Source organism: Phyllobacterium myrsinacearum (assembly GCF_002980555.1).
GTDB lineage: Bacteria > Pseudomonadota > Alphaproteobacteria > Rhizobiales > Rhizobiaceae > Phyllobacterium > Phyllobacterium myrsinacearum.
In genome coordinates, this window is sequence record NZ_PVBT01000001.1 from 84,855 (window position 1) to 99,480 (window position 14,626).

Genomic DNA, 14,626 nt, shown 5'->3' on the forward strand with positions numbered 1-14,626 from the left:
GGAACGTGAGTACGATGACACACCAAGATTATACCGACGTGGATAAATCGGAGGACATCAAAGTTCTCCACGGCATGGGCTATGCCCAGGAACTGGAGCGGCGCATGAGCCGCTTCTCCAACTTCGCCATTTCATTTTCGATCATCTGCATCCTGTCCGGCGGCATCAACTCGCTGGGACAGGCGACGGCTGGCGCCGGCGGTGCGGCCATCGGCATCGGCTGGCCGCTCGGTTGCCTCGTGTCGGCGGTCTTCGCCATCGCCATGGCGCAGATCAGCTCGGCTTACCCGACCGCAGGCGGCCTCTATCACTGGGGATCGATCCTCGGCAATCGCGGCACGGGCTGGCTGACGGCCTGGTTCAACCTGCTCGGCCTGATCACCGTGCTCGGTGCCATCAATGTCGGCACCTATTATTTCTTCATCGGCGCCTTCGGCACCTATCTCGGGATCACGGATTCCACCACGGTGCAGATCATCTTCCTGATCATCCTGACCGGCATCCAGGCCCTGGTCAACCATATGGGCATCGGCCTCACCGCCAAGCTGACCGACTTTTCCGGCTATCTGATTTTCGCCACGGCGATTGCCCTGTCGGTGGTCTGCCTCGCTTCGGCCAAGTCGTTCGAATTCAGCCGCCTGTTCACCTTCGCCAACTATTCCGGCATGCCGACACCGGCGGCGGACGGATCGATGACCGGCAGCCCGGTCTGGCCGACAAGCTCAAGCCTGTGGGTGTTCCTGCTCGGCCTGCTGCTGCCGATCTACACGATCACCGGCTATGACGCATCCGCCCATACATCCGAAGAAACCGTCAAGGCGGCGCATTCCGTACCGCGCGGCATGGTTTCGTCGGTGCTCTGGTCGGCCGTCTTTGGCTATATCATGCTGTGCTCGTTCGTGCTGATGCTGCCAAGCATGGATGCGGCGGCGGCACAGGGCTGGAATGTCTTCTTCTGGGCGATGGGCGAACAGGTCAATCCTGTCGTCAAGAACATTCTCTACTTCCTGATCTTCATCAGCCAGTTCCTCTGCGGCCTGGCGACGGTCACCTCGGTCTCGCGCATGATTTTCGCCTTCGCCCGCGACAAGGGCCTGCCGGGATCGAGCCTGTTGTCGAAGGTCAGCCCGCAATACCGCACGCCTGTCGCCGCCATCTGGACGGGCGCCACCCTGGCGGTGCTGTTCGTCTGGGGTTCGAACATGGTGTCCATCGGTGACACGCCGGTCTATTCGGTGGTGGTTTCCTGCACGGTCATCTTCCTGTTCTTCTCCTTCGCCATTCCGATTGCACTGGGCTTTTTCGCCTGGGGCACGCCGAAATGGAACCGGATGGGGCCATGGAATCTCGGCGAAGGCATGTTCAAGCTGTTCGCCATCCTGTCGATCCTCGCCATGGCGCTGATCTTCATCATCGGCATCCAGCCGCCGAATGAATGGGCGCTGTACATCACCGTCGGCTTCCTGGTGGTGACGGCTCTTGTCTGGTTCGGTTTCGAACGCCGCCGCTTCCAGGGCCCGCCCATCGGCGATGCCGTGGCCAAGCGTGCCGCCGATATTGCTGCCGCTGAAAAGGCCGTCGGCGAACGCGGCTGATTGCAAAAACGGGGGCGGCCGGCTTGAGCCCGCCGCCCTGTCTTTTGACCCAATCCAAATTCTGTTTGAGGATAGACACGAAATGCCCGGACATTGGAGTTTCGACGAATTAAAGCGCCATGTAACCAATGGCGAGATTGACACGGTGCTGGCCTGCTTCGTCGACATGCAGGGCCGCCTGATCGGCAAGCGCTTTCATGCCAGCTTCTTCGTCGACTCCGCCCATGACGAGACCCATGGCTGCAACTATCTCTTGGCCAATGACATCGATATGGAGCCGGTGCCCGGCTACAAGGCCGCCAGCTGGAAACAGGGCTATGGCGATTTCGTCATCAAGCCTGACCTTTCCACCATCCGCCATATCCCGTGGCTGGAAAAATGCGCGCTGGTCCTGTGCGATATTCTCGACCATCACCATCACGAGGATCTCACGCATTCGCCGCGCGCCATCCTGAAGCGCCAGCTGGCGCGGCTGAAGGAGCGCGGCTATCTCGCCTACTTCGCCTCGGAACTGGAATTCTACCTGTTCGACGAGACCTATGAGAGTGCGCGTGCAAAGCACTGGAAGGGCATGACCACTGCATCGCCCTACATCCAGGACTATGTGATCCAGATGACCACCAAGGAAGACGCCGTCATGCGCGCCATCCGCAACGGTCTGTTCGATGCGGGCATTCCCGTGGAAAACTCCAAGGGTGAGTGGGGTCCGGGCCAGGAGGAAATCAATGTGCGCTATGCCGAAGCGCTTGAAATGGCCGACCGGCATGTGATCATGAAGAACGGCTGCAAGGAAATCGCCACCCAGATGGGCAAGGCGATTACCTTCATGGCGAAGTATGATTATGCGCTCGCCGGCAGTTCCAGCCACGTGCACAACTCGCTGTGGAGCGCCGATGGCAAGACGCCGCTGTTCTATGACAAGAACGCCGAATACACCATGTCGCCGCTGATGCGCCAGTGGGTGGCGGGGCAGCTGAAATATGCCGATGATTTCACCTTCTTCCTCGCGCCCTACATCAACTCCTACAAGCGCTTCCAGGCGGGCACCTTCGCGCCGACGAAGAATGTCTGGAGCCTCGACAACCGGACGGCGGGCTTCCGCCTGTGCGGCGAAGGCACCAAGGGCATCCGCATCGAATGCCGCATTGGCGGGGCTGATCTCAATCCCTATCTCGCCTTTGCCGGTCTGATCGCGTCGGGTCTGGCGGGTATCGACGAGAAGCTGGAACTCGACAAGCCGTTCCAGGGCGACGCCTATGGCGGGGCGCGGTTGCGCGAAATCCCCAAGACCCTGCGCGAGGCGACCGAAACGCTGGCGAAGTCGAAAATGCTGAAGACGGCGCTCGGCGACGAGGTGGTCGAGCATTACGTGCACACCGCCCGGTGGGAGCAGTTCGAATATGACCGCCGCGTCACCGATTGGGAGTTGCATCGCGGTTTCGAACGGTATTGAAGATCACGGCAAAGGCCTGTCCCGCGGCAAGCATTTGCGGGGCAGGGCCAGTTTTTGGAAAACACAGGCTAGAGGTTTACCCATGACCGAGACGGTCAAACTGATCACCCCCATTGACGGCTCCGTCTACGCGGAGCGTCCCGTTGCAACGGACAAGGCCATCGACGCGGCCGTGGAAGCGGCAAGGCAGGCGCAGGCCGGCTGGTCGCAGACCAGCATCGCTGAACGCGGCCGGCTTTGCCTTGCGGCGCTGGATGCGCTGCTTGCCATGAATGACGCGATCATGCCGGAGATCGCCTGGCAGATGGGCCGCCCCGTGCGCTATGGCGGGGAAAAGGGCGGCGTGGAGGAACGCACCCGCTACATGGTCGCGATTGCCGAACGGGCGCTTGCGCCTGTTATCGAAAATGACAAGCCGGGCTTCCGCCGTTACATCCGGCACGTGCCGCTGGGTGTCGTCATGGTCATCGCGCCATGGAACTATCCGTACCTGACCGCCGTCAACACGATCATCCCGGCGCTGATGGCTGGCAACACCGTCATCCTCAAGCATGCGGCGCAGACGCTGCTTGTCGGCGAGCGTTTCGCCCAGGCTTTTGCTGCGGCCGGGCTGCCGAAGGGCGTTTTCCAGAACATCGTGCTGAACCATGCCCAGACCGAGAAACTGCTGGGGTCGGGCCTGATCGACCACGTCAACTTCACCGGCTCGGTCGGTGGCGGCCGCGCCATCGAAAAGGCGGCGGCGGGCACCTTCATGTCGCTCGGGCTGGAGCTTGGCGGCAAGGACCCGGCCTATGTGCTGCCTGATGTCAATCTCGACCATGCGGTGGCCAATCTGGTCGACGGCGCCTTCTTCAACTCCGGCCAGTGCTGCTGCGGCATCGAGCGCATCTATGTGCATGCGGATGTCTATGACCGTTTTGTCGACGGCTTTGTCGACCTGACGAAGCAGTATGTGGTCGGCAATCCGCTCGATGCGGCCACCACGATGGGCCCGATGGCGCAGACACGCTTTGCCGAACTCATCCGCGAACAGAAGGCGGAAGCCCTGCGCAAGGGCGCCAAGGCGCATGTCAATATGCGCGTTGCCAATGACGCGGCCGGATCGCCCTATCTTGCGCCCGAAGTGCTGACCGGCGTCGACCACCAGATGAGCGTCATGCGCGAGGAAAGCTTTGGCCCCATTGTCGGCATCATGAAGGTGCGCAATGACGAGGAAGCCCTCGCGCTGATGAATGACAGCCAGTATGGCTTGACGGCGTCGCTGTGGACCACCGATACGGACCGGGCCGCTGCCATTGGCGAGCGGATCGAAACCGGTACGGTGTTCATGAACCGCTGCGATTATATCGATCCGGCGCTGGTGTGGACCGGCGTCAAGGAAACCGGCAAGGGCGCCGCCATGTCGGCCATCGGTTACGGCAACCTGACCCGTCCCAAATCCTTCCACCTGCGTGAAGCGATCTGATTTTCTGAAAGAGACACATGATGAGCAAGCTGATCTCCAAATGGAATTACCCGACCACCGTTCGCTTCGGTGCGGGCCGTATCAAGGAACTGCCCGAGGTTCTCGAGGCGACCGGCATCAAGAGGCCGCTGTTCGTCACCGATCCCGGCCTCGCCAAGCTGCCGGTGGTGGCGAGCACGCTGAAAATCCTCGATGATGCCAAAGTTCCCTACGGCGTTTTCTCCGAGGTGAAACCCAACCCGGTCGAATCCAACCTCACCGCCGGCATTGCCGTATTCAAGAAGGGCAAGCACGACGGCGTCATCGCCTTTGGCGGCGGCTCGGCGCTCGACCTTGGCAAGCTCATCGCCTTCCAGGCGGGCCAGACCCGGCCGGTCTGGGATTTCGAGGATGTGGGCGACTGGTGGACGCGCGCCAACAGCGATGTCATCGCGCCGATCATCGCCGTGCCGACCACGGCGGGGACGGGTTCGGAAGTGGGCCGCGCGGGTGTCATCACCAATGAAGAGACCCACACCAAGAAGGTCATCTTCCATCCAAAACTTCTCCCGGCAATCGTCATCGCCGATCCGGAATTGTCGGTCGGTATGCCCGCCTTCATCACCGCCGGTACCGGCATGGACGCGCTGGCGCATTGCCTCGAGGCCTATTGTGCGCCGGGCTATCACCCGATGGCCGACGGCATCGCGGTCGAAGGCATCCGGCTTGTGTTCGAAAACCTGCCCAAGGCCTATGCCAATGGCAAGGACCTGACGGCGCGCGCCCATATGATGAGCGCCGCGGCCATGGGCGCCACCGCCTTCCAGAAGGGCCTCGGCGCGATCCATTCGCTGTCGCATCCCATCGGCGCGCTGTACGACACCCACCACGGCATGACCAATGCGGTGTTCATGCCCTATGTGCTGGCGTTCAACCGCGATGCGGTGGAAGAGCGCATTGCGCGGCTGGCCAGCTATATCGGCATCAAGGGCGGGTTCGACGGTTTTGCCAAGGCGATCCTCAAGCTGCGCAAGGAGTTGAAGGTGCCGCATGCGCTGCCCGGTCTGATCAAGGATCTGAACATGAGCAAGAAGCAGAAGGAACTGATCGCCGACATGGCGATTGTCGATCCGACCGCCGGCGGCAATCCGGTCAAACTGACAAAGAAAGCAGCGCTCAAGCTGCTGGACGAAGCGATTGAAGGATAGGCTCCGGCCCGCTTCAATCGTCAAATTGAAAGGCGCTGGAAACAGCGCCTTTTTGCTGGGCTCTGGTCAAGCAGGAATGACGAGTGTCGGGTGATAGCGCCAAAGCTTCGCGTCCGCTGTCAGGAGTGGCATCGCTTCATGCAGAGCTTGGGCAATCATGATGCGATCAAATGGGTCCGCATGATCCGGGTATTGGGCCAGCGAAGTAAGCGCTAACGTGTGGTCGACACTGATTGGCAGTTCGGTCATTCCTGTCTGATGAAACGATGATCTGGCCTCAAGCGGGTGAAGAGCCAACTGTCCCTTGCCATGCTTGATCGCGATTTCCCATATGACCGCGCTGCTGATGAACAACGAATTTTCAGGATCGTCAGCAATATCCTTGATTTTCCGCGAAGCGCTGGGATTGCCCGCAGCAATCCAGATCGCGATGTGCGTATCGAGCAGGATTTTCATGGAAAAATGTCTTGCTCGCCACTCGCTGCAAAATCTGCTGCTATCTCGGTATCGCCTGCGTTGAACGCTTCCACCGTTTCAGGAAGGTTCAAGCCTGCAAGAATATGCTGTGCCGCGCCGAAGCGTTTCGGAGCGCTATAGGGCACAAGTCTGGCAACAGGTTTGCCATTACGCGCCAGAACTATCTCGTTCTCGCGGCCAGATTCCAAGCCCTCGACCAGACTTGAAAGTTTGGTTTTCGCATCGTGCATATTCACGGTGACCATGACAATATCCTATTAGCTAAGATAGTCTAGCTAATAGCATGATTGCCGATTGCAAGCAATACCGGCCTTCAATGCTCCAGAACCAGCAGGTCCTTGGCGGCAAGGCTGACCTTGACATCTTCGCCGGGCACCGGCGGCGGTGCACTTGGATCGTTAAACGTGTCGAAGGACACGGTGTTCTGGCCGAGCGAGGCGCGGATGCGGATGACCGAGCCAAGGAAATGCACGCTGTTGATCTTGCCGTCCAGCGTCGTCTCGCGGTTGCCGGTCGCGTCGCCGAGGCTCACGGCCTCCGGGCGCACGGCCAGGGAAATCTTGTCGCCTGTTTTGTGGCCGTTGAGGCGCTTCAGGCCGATCGAAACATCCTTGCCGTCGACGGTGATGGTGCCGGTGGCCGCATCGCGCACAACCGCATCCAGCGTGTTGAGCGTGCCGACAAAGGACGCGACGAACCGCGACGAGGGCTGGTTGTAAATCTCGAATGGCGCGCCGACCTGCTCGGCCTTGCCCTCATACATGACGACGATGCGGTCGGAAATCGACAGGGCCTCTTCCTGATCGTGGGTGACGAAAATCGTGGTGATGCCAAGCTTGCGCTGGATCGCCCTGATCTCTTCACGCAGCGACACGCGGATCTTGGCATCGAGCGCTGACAACGGCTCGTCGAGCAGGAGAACCTGCGGCTTGGTGGCAAGGGCGCGGGCAAGCGCCACGCGCTGCTGCTGGCCGCCGGAGAGCTGGTAGGGGAAACGCTCGGCCAGATGGTCGAGCTTGATCAGCGACAGCATCTCATGCACCGTCGCGTTGATCTCCGCCTGCGGCTTCTTGGCAACCTTCAGGCCGAAGGCGACATTCTGCGCCACGGTCATGTTGGGGAAAAGCGCATAGGCCTGGAACACCATGCCGATATTGCGCTGGTTGGGCTTGAGGTTGACGACGTCCTTGCCGCCGATGCTGATCGTGCCCGACGTCGGTGTTTCAAAGCCCGCCACCATGCGCAGCACCGTCGTCTTGCCGCAACCGCTGGGGCCGAGGAAGGAGATGAATTCGCCCTTCTCGATGTCCAGATTGAAATCGTGAACGACCGTCGTGGGTCCAAAACTTTTTTTCAAATGGCTGATGGTGAGAAATGACATTGGCAAGGTTCCCGATTATCGCTTGGTTGCAGCGAGGGATTTGTTGAAACGGGTGACGACCTGGATAAGCCCCATACAAACCCAGGTGATGGCAAAGGCGATGACGGAAAGTGCCGCCGGTTCATAGGCGCGGTTGGCGCCAAGCAGCTGCAGGAACGGCCCGAATGCCGGACGGTTCAGGAGGGCGGCCATGGTGAATTCGCCGATGACGATGGCGAAGGTCAGGAACGCACCCGACAGCACCGCAATCAGCACATTGGGCAGGATGATGCGTGCCATGATGGTTATCCGGCTTGCGCCCAGGCTTTCGGCGGCTTCCGTCATGGTGCGGATATCGATGGCGCCAAGGCCGGTATCGACCGCGCGGTACATGTAGGGCAGCGCCAGGGTCGTGTAGCCGAAGCATAAAAGGATGTTGGTGCCCATGGCCGAACCGGTCAGCGGCAGGATCGATGACGTGTTGTACAGCCTGATATAGCCGAACACGATGACAATCGCCGGAATGACCAGCGGCAGCAGCGTGATGAACTCGATGAACGGCCGCCAGCCCGGCAGGCGCAGGCGTACCCAATAGGCGGTGGGAACGATGAGCAGCACGCCGACGAAAATGGTGGCGATGGCCATGACGACGGAATAGGCGAACGTCGCCTGGAAGCCGGGATCGCTCAGCACGACCCAATAGGCATCAAGCGAATAGACCCCGCGCCGCATGCGCAGCGAAAACTCAAACAGGCCGATCAGCGGCAGGGCGAAATAGAGGATGCCGAAGGCGAGGGCGACCCAGGACCAGAAACGGTTTTTCTTCATTTGAGCCACCGTTCACTGCGGGCGCGCATCCAGATGTAGATGCCGTTGGAAATACCGGTGATGACGATCATGCCGAAGGCCAGGGCATAGCCGAGCTGCGGGTCCTGCAGGACGTCACCGCGAATCTGCGCGTAGAGGACGATCGGCACGATGCTCAGCGATGAGCCGGTCAGCGCATAGGCCGTGGCGATGGCACCGAAGGAATTGGCGAAAAGCAGCAGAATGGTGCCAAGCAGGGCCGGCCACAGGATCGGGAAGGCGACCATGCGCCAGTATTGCGGCCCGGTTGCGCCGAGAATGAGCGCGGCTTCCTTCCATTCCCGCTTCAGCCCGTCCAGCGCCGGTGTGATGATCAGCACCATCAGCGGAATCTGGAAGTAGAGATAGGTGATGGTCAGGCCCCAGAAACTGAGGAGATTGAAACCGTGGGCGTAGAGATTGAACCCGAAGACGTTGACCAGAAGGTACGTGACGAGGCCGGTGCGTCCGAGTGTGAACAGAAAGGCGTAGGCAAGCGGAACGCCGGCGAAATTCGAGGCAACGCCCGAGAATGTCATCATCGGTGCGCGGATCCAGCTCGGCAGGCCGCCCAAAGTGATCGCAGCAGCAATGCTGAAGCCGATGAATGCGCCAAGCAGCGCCGATGTCAGCGAAATCTTGATCGATATCACATATGCATCGATGATGGACGGCTGGAACAGGTTGACCAGATTGGCGAAAGTCAGATTGCCCTGCGCATCCTGAAACGCGCCGGCGACGAGATAGATCGTCGGCAAAACCAGGAACATTACGGCAAACAGGAAGAACGGCATGACGCCGAGCCAGTCAAGCGACAAGCGCTTGCGCTCCTGGGTGGCGGCAGGTGGGATGGAGGAGGTGCTTGCTTCTGAAATCGCACTCATGGATTTTGAAGACCGCTTTCTGAGCTGCATTATAGCCGCTGCCGCATCATTTGCGAAGCGAACAAACTGGCCGCCGGTTCAAGCCGAGGGCGCGCCGGGACGTCCTGTCTCTGAAAAGGGGAATCCCCGCGGATGTTTCCACGGGGACCCGATAGGCAGAGATTACTTGACGTTGGCGCCGACAACCTTGTCCCAGCCCTTGGTGATGGCTTCCTTGGCGGCAGCCTGTTCATCAAGCGTCGGGAAGAAGGCCTTTTCGTAGGCAGCAGCCGGGGGCAGCTTGTCGAGGACTTCCTTCGGTACCTTGTTGTTCTTCACCAGATCCTTGAAGCGGGTCGGGTGGCAATAGCCCTTGAGGTAACCGATCTGGCCTTCATCGGAATAGATATATTCCATCCAGAGCTTGGCGGCATTGGGATGCGGTGCGTAGGCGCTGATGGCCTGAACATACACACCGGCAAGAACGCCCGATGCGGGCACAACGACTTCAACCGGCGGGTTGCCCTTGAGTGTGTCGCGGCCGGCAAGCGCATTGTAGTCCCAGTTGATGATGATCGGGGTTGCACCCTGGGCGAGCGTACCGGATTTGCCGATAACCGGAACGAAATTGCCTGCCTTGTTGAGGTCGGCAAAATACTTCAGGCCGGCTTCAGCGGCAGCGGCACCGGGCTTGGCACCGGTCGATGCGCCGGCAGCCTGGACGGCGAGAATCGCCTGGTTGGAAGCGCGCGGATCACCGGCAAGCGCAACGGTATTGGCATATTCCGGCTTGAGCAGGTCAGCCCAATCCTTCGGAACGTTCTTGACGATGTCGGTGTTCACTTCGAACGACATGACGCCGTAATAGTCGCCATACCAATGGCCGTCGGCATCCTTCAGTTCGGCCGGGATCGAATCCCAGGTGGAAACCTTGTAAGGCAGTGTCAGGCCGTCTTTCTTGGCATCGGGGCCAAAGGAAAGACCGACGTCGATGACGTCAGGCGCCTGCGGGCCCTTGTTGTCCTTGTTGGCCTTGATCGCTTCGACTTCGTCCTTCGATCCGGCATCCGGATTGAGTTCGTTGACGGTCAGGCCATACTTTGCCTTGAAGCCGGCAATGATGTCGCCGTAACCACACCAGTCGTGCGGCAATGCGATCGTCGTCAGCGACCCTTCCTTTTTCGCGGCGGCAACCAAATCGGCTGGTGCGTCCGCGAACGAAAGCGTGGTGCTTGCGAACAGCAGCGCTGTCGATAGAGAGAGCAAGCGTTTTGAAGAAACAACCATTTTAACACCCCTGTTTAAGCGACAAACGTCATTGGCTCTTTTTCGACGTTCCTGCCTCCCGATATAGGGCTCTCATGTCAGTTAGATGACAGGCCCGCGAACGTCTTTTCCTGAGCAGTGGAAAGAAGTGAAACATTTTTTTGGTGGCTTAGCAATTCGCTCGCGCGAGAATTATGACAGTGTCTGGACAGGGCGCGGAATTGCTCCCATAACGACAAAAAGATTGGCGTGAGCGTCACTTAGCCGAATAATGAATGTCGCATTTGATTTCCTGCGACATGCTCGTCCACAAGGACCGGCGGGGGCTCGAAAAATCCGCTTAGCGGACTAACATTATTTTGCAAAAATTCGGGGATCTGCCGCGTCTGGCGGATACCGCGGCACCACCGTTTTCCGGTGGAATCGCGGTGCTGGATTCGGGTCGCAATTCGGCGCAAATCCTGCTAGAAAACCGGGCATCATGACGATCAAAGATTGTACAATCGCACTGCTGACCGGTGCCCTCGCGCCGCTCGGCGACAAAAAAATACCGAGCGGGATCGCAAAAAAGCCGGTCAACGGGCGGCTCTGGCTTGGCGAGACCGGTTTTGAGGGGGATGCGCAGGGCGATCCCGTGCGCCATGGCGGCATCGAGAAGGCCGTCCACCACTATCCCTACGATCACTATGACAAATGGGTTGCCGATATCGGGGCAATCCCCCTCCTCGAACAGGCCGGGGCCTTCGGCGAGAATATATCGACCACCGGGCTTGATGAGACCACGGTGGCACTCGGTGATGTGTTCCAGCTGGGCGGGGCGCGTGTCGAGGTCTCGCAGGGACGCCAGCCCTGCTGGAAGCTGACCGCACGTTTCGGCGTCGCCGACATGTCCATGCGGGTGCAGAAAACGGGACGGACCGGCTGGTATTACCGGGTTCTGCAAAGCGGCTATGTCGCGCCCGGTGACACGCTGGCGCTCATTGACCGGACTTCGCCCGAGTGGACTATCCACCGGCTGTGGCGCACGCTGTACGTGGACACCATGAACCTCGATGAATTGGCGCAGATGGCCGCGCTGGAACGGCTTCCCGATGGATGGCGCCGTTATGCCGAGCGCCGTCTGGCCACCGGCAAGGTCGAGGACTGGTCAAGCCGCCTCAAGGGCGAACAGGCGGGTTAGTGCCCGCCGCCTCCGCCGCCCGAGGCAGCGGGTGCCGGTTTGCGCATGAGCACGGCAAAGAGGGCGAGCGTGGCGAACAGCATCGTCAGGATATAGAAGACGTCCATGAACGACATCAGCGAGGCCTGCTGGTGCACCATGCCGGAAATCCGGCTGAGCGCGGCGCTTGAGCCGTCAATGCCGCGGGACTGGAAATTCTTGGCCATGCTGGCCATCAGATTCTCGGCTTCCGGATTGCCCCAGCGCACTTTTTCGGACAGCTGGGCATAATGCTTGACGCCGCGATCCGTCAAAATCGTGTTGATGACGGCAAGGCCCACGGCGCCGCCGAGGTTGCGCGTCAGGTTGAAAAGGCCCGAAGCGTTCTTGAGGCGGGACAGCGGCAGGGTGCCGAGCGCCAGATTGTTGATCGGCACCATGCACAGCATCAGCGAGCAGCCGCGCAGGATCTGCGGCAGCAGCAATTCGTAGAAATCCCAGTCGGCGGTGAGGCCAGTCATGGTCCAGGTGCCCGCGGCAAAACCGATGAAGCCGATCATCATCATCAGGCGCGGATCCATGCGGTTGGACAGGAAACCGGCGACGGGCGCGGTCATGAACATGGCCAGGCCGCTGACGAACAGGGCTTCGCCGATCATCAGCGCATCATAGCCCCGGATGCGGCCGAGATAGAGCGGATAGAGATAGGTCAGGCCGTAGAGGCCGACGCCCATGATGAAGGAGAATACCGAGCCGAAGGCGAAATTGAGGTTTTTGAAGGCGCGCAGATCGACGATCGGTTCCTCGGCGGTGAAGGCACGGTAGAAGAACAGCAGCGCACCGATGACGAGAACGATGGCGAAGAAGAAGATGGTGCTGTCCTGCAGCCAGTCATTGCGCGGGCCCTCCTCGAGCACATATTCGAGCGAGCCGAGGAACGCGCCCATGCCGGCCAGGCCCCACCAGTCGAACTTGCTGAACAGTGACTTGTCGCCCTTGTCGAAGTCGATGAGGTTCCATGCGGCAAAGGCAACGATAATGCCGGGAATGACGTTGACGAGGAACAGCCAGTGCCAGGAAAAGGCGTGGCTGAGATAGCCGCCGACAGTCGGTCCGATGGTCGGCGCCAGCGTTGCCACGAGGCCGATGATGGGCGAGACGATCGAGCGCTTGGAAGGCGGGAAGATGGTGAAGGCTGCCGCGAACACGCTGGGGATCATGCCGCCGCCGATGAAACCCTGGATGGCGCGGTAGACGATCATCTGGTCGATGTTGGAGGCGGTGGCGCACAGAATGCTGGCCGCGGTGAAACCCGCCGCGGAAATGGTGAACAGGACGCGCGTCGACAGGAGCCGGCCGAGGAAGCCGGACAGCGGGATCATGATGACTTCGGCGATGAGATAGGAGGTCTGGACCCAGGAAATCTCGTCGGAGCTTGCGCTCAGACCCGCCTGAATTTCGGCAAGCGACGCCGACACGATCTGGATGTCGAGAATGGCCATGAACATGCCGAAGACCATCGCCACGAAGGCGATGGCTTTCTTCGGATCGATATGGTCGGACGGCACGGCCGGTGCCGCTGGCTTTCCGCTGATGGTCGTGCTCGACATGATCCGGGTTCCGCTGCTGGGGACGCTTACTTGGCCGGTGCCGTGCGGGTATCGACGTCAACGATGACGCTCAGGCCCGCCTGAAGCCTGCCGGATGCCAGAATGTCAGCGGGCAGGGCGATGCGAACCGGCACGCGCTGGACAACCTTGGTGAAGTTGCCCGTGGCATTTTCGGCCGGGAGCAGCGAGAAGACGGCGCCCGATGCCGGAGCAATCGAGGCGACGGTGCCTTCAAACGTGTCACCGGAGAGCGCATCGACCCGTACCCGCACCTTTTCGCCCGGCACGATGTCACGCAGCTGCGTTTCCTTGTAGTTCGCGTCGATATAGAGCGCATTGACGGGAACAAGCGCGGCAAGCCGCTGGCCTGGAGTGACGAGATCGCCCTTCTTGGCCGAGAGATTGCCGACGACGCCATCGAGAGGCGCGCGGATGACGGTGAAGGAGAGGTCGCGGGCGGCCTTGTCCTTGCTCAGCTGCAGCGAGGCGATGGAACCCTCGGCTTCCTTGTACTGGGCTTCGAGCACACCGACATTGGCAACCGCCGCAGCGATCTGGGCGTCGGCGGAAACGAGGTTCGCCTTGGCCTGGTCAAGCGCGGCGGTGGCGTCGTCGAGCTGGGACTGGGAGGCAAAACGCGTCGCATGCAGCTGGCCGGCGCGGGTTGCGGCGGCTTCCGCATTGGTCAGAACCGCCTGTGCGGCGACCTTGCCGGCTTCGACCTGCTTGACGGATGCCTTGGCAGCTTCCGTCTGGGCCTGGATGCGCAGAAGCGTCAGGCGCTGTGTCGCGATCTGCGCCTCGGCCTGTTCTTCCGCGATGGTATAGTCGCCATTGTCGAGTGTGATCAGCGGATCGCCCGCCTTGACGCGCTGGTTGGCAACGACGTTGATCGTATCGATATAGCCGGTGATCTTCGGCGCAATGGCCGTGATGTCGCCCTGGATGTAGGCGTCGTCGGTCGAGACCATGAAGCGGCCCGTTGTCCACCATTCATGGCCATACCAGGCACCGGCGCCGACGGCAGCGACAATGATGACGGGCAATATGAAGCGCTTCACCGAGCGTTTTGGCGGTGCCGGGGTCGTGGCGGCCACCTCATGCTGCGGGGCTTCACTTTTCGCCGGTGCTTCCACCTTGGAAGCAGGGGCAGGTGCAGGGAACTGACGAATCTCAGCCTCGTTGGTGGATTTCGGCGCGGACATAGAGGGCTCTTTCTACAGATGTTCAATCTGAAAACTGATTGAACCAATCGGTTCGATCGTTGACATAGCGCAAATGAGAGCGCATATCAAGGGGATCGAACCGCTTGGTTCGAAAAAGAATCAAAAATGAGGAAACT

13 protein-coding genes are annotated in these 14,626 nt (G+C 60.3%); 5 read left to right on the top strand and 8 right to left on the bottom strand.

What is annotated here, in order from left to right:
* The first annotated feature begins 14 nt into the window (after nucleotides 1-14).
* The 4 genes from C5750_RS00400 (at nucleotide 15) to C5750_RS00415 (ending at nucleotide 5,703) form a co-directional block, all read left to right on the top strand.
* Nucleotides 15-1,595 (top strand): APC family permease, encoded by a 1,581-nt coding sequence (locus tag C5750_RS00400; RefSeq protein ID WP_105731899.1) that lies wholly within the window; start codon nucleotides 15-17, stop codon nucleotides 1,593-1,595.
* A gap of 82 nt (nucleotides 1,596-1,677) precedes the next feature.
* Complete coding sequence (locus tag C5750_RS00405) at nucleotides 1,678-3,048, top strand: glutamine synthetase family protein (protein WP_105731900.1); 1,371 nt, start codon at nucleotides 1,678-1,680, stop codon at nucleotides 3,046-3,048.
* 82 nt (nucleotides 3,049-3,130) lie between these two features.
* Entirely contained in the window at nucleotides 3,131-4,516 is a 1,386-nt protein-coding gene (locus tag C5750_RS00410; protein ID WP_105731901.1) for an aldehyde dehydrogenase family protein, read from the top strand.
* Between the two features lie 20 nt (nucleotides 4,517-4,536).
* Nucleotides 4,537-5,703, top strand: coding sequence for an iron-containing alcohol dehydrogenase (locus C5750_RS00415; protein WP_105733040.1), 1,167 nt, complete (start codon nucleotides 4,537-4,539; stop codon nucleotides 5,701-5,703).
* A 66-nt stretch (nucleotides 5,704-5,769) separates the two neighbouring features.
* On the opposite strand, the gene C5750_RS00420 is transcribed toward C5750_RS00415, so the two are convergent.
* The 6 genes from C5750_RS00420 to C5750_RS00445 form a co-directional block, all read right to left on the bottom strand.
* On the bottom strand, nucleotides 5,770-6,159 hold the full coding sequence (locus C5750_RS00420) for a type II toxin-antitoxin system VapC family toxin (protein ID WP_105731902.1): 390 nt from the start codon (nucleotides 6,157-6,159) through the stop codon (nucleotides 5,770-5,772).
* Nucleotides 6,156-6,425, bottom strand: a complete 270-nt coding sequence (locus C5750_RS00425; protein ID WP_105731903.1) for a type II toxin-antitoxin system Phd/YefM family antitoxin — start codon at nucleotides 6,423-6,425, stop codon at nucleotides 6,156-6,158. Before C5750_RS00425 ends, C5750_RS00420 begins: the two co-directional genes overlap by 4 nt.
* A 68-nt stretch (nucleotides 6,426-6,493) precedes the next feature.
* A complete protein-coding gene (locus tag C5750_RS00430; protein WP_105731904.1) occupies nucleotides 6,494-7,561 on the bottom strand; it encodes an ABC transporter ATP-binding protein in 1,068 nt (355 codons plus the stop codon).
* 15 nt (nucleotides 7,562-7,576) lie between these two features.
* Nucleotides 7,577-8,368, bottom strand: coding sequence for an ABC transporter permease (locus tag C5750_RS00435; protein WP_105731905.1), 792 nt, complete (start codon nucleotides 8,366-8,368; stop codon nucleotides 7,577-7,579).
* A complete protein-coding gene (locus C5750_RS00440) occupies nucleotides 8,365-9,180 on the bottom strand; it encodes an ABC transporter permease (protein ID WP_425350416.1) in 816 nt (271 codons plus the stop codon). Before C5750_RS00440 ends, C5750_RS00435 begins: the two co-directional genes overlap by 4 nt.
* Nucleotides 9,181-9,432: 252 nt before the next feature.
* The gene (locus C5750_RS00445; protein WP_105731907.1) at nucleotides 9,433-10,536 is read right to left on the bottom strand and encodes an ABC transporter substrate-binding protein; all 1,104 of its coding nucleotides are present in this window, start codon (nucleotides 10,534-10,536) and stop codon (nucleotides 9,433-9,435) included.
* A gap of 460 nt (nucleotides 10,537-10,996) precedes the next feature.
* On the opposite strand from C5750_RS00445, the gene C5750_RS00450 reads away from it, so the two are divergent.
* The gene (locus C5750_RS00450) at nucleotides 10,997-11,695 is read left to right on the top strand and encodes an MOSC domain-containing protein (RefSeq protein ID WP_105731908.1); all 699 of its coding nucleotides are present in this window, start codon (nucleotides 10,997-10,999) and stop codon (nucleotides 11,693-11,695) included.
* On the opposite strand, the gene C5750_RS00455 is transcribed toward C5750_RS00450, so the two are convergent.
* Nucleotides 11,692-13,284, bottom strand: coding sequence for a DHA2 family efflux MFS transporter permease subunit (locus tag C5750_RS00455; protein WP_105731909.1), 1,593 nt, complete (start codon nucleotides 13,282-13,284; stop codon nucleotides 11,692-11,694). The genes C5750_RS00450 and C5750_RS00455 overlap by 4 nt on opposite strands.
* 26 nt (nucleotides 13,285-13,310) lie before the next feature.
* Entirely contained in the window at nucleotides 13,311-14,489 is a 1,179-nt protein-coding gene (locus tag C5750_RS00460) for an HlyD family secretion protein (protein WP_105731910.1), read from the bottom strand.
* Nucleotides 14,490-14,626: the final 137 nt, after the last annotated feature.